Here is a 419-nt window from a genome sequence, read left to right on the forward strand (position 1 = left end):
CATCGTTAGCTCAAATGCTTGTTACTAGCTCGCCAACGCTTTTCGCAAGTTACTACGTCCTTCATCGCCTCTGACTGCCAAGGCATCCACCGTATACGCTTAGTCGCTTAACCATACAACCCAAATGGGTTTCGTTCGCTTGCCACTCCTCTTGTTATGCGTCGTTGCAAGTCTCATTCCTCAATCATGTAGCGCTGCTACACTCATTCGTCATTCAACTTACGGCCTTGCCTAACAAGCGATTGGCTGCGCTTACCTTATCGAAATAAGAGAAAACACACATCGAATTGTATTGCGACCAGCTGGTTTTACTTGTCTCATCTTCGACCAAGAAGATGGACTCGCCTTAGACTTGAATATTCAAGACACTTAACAAGTGTTTTAAGAACTCAATTTTTTTCGTATTAACACAACGACAG

1 rRNA gene is annotated in these 419 nt (G+C 43.9%); it reads right to left on the reverse strand.

The annotated features are described in order from the left end of the window. Nucleotides 1-113 (reverse strand): 23S ribosomal RNA (locus AEA42_RS05245); the annotation flags it as partial. Between the last annotated feature and the right edge of the window lie 306 nt (nucleotides 114-419).

Source organism: Shewanella sp. Sh95 (assembly GCF_001308045.1).
GTDB lineage: Bacteria > Pseudomonadota > Gammaproteobacteria > Enterobacterales > Shewanellaceae > Shewanella > Shewanella xiamenensis.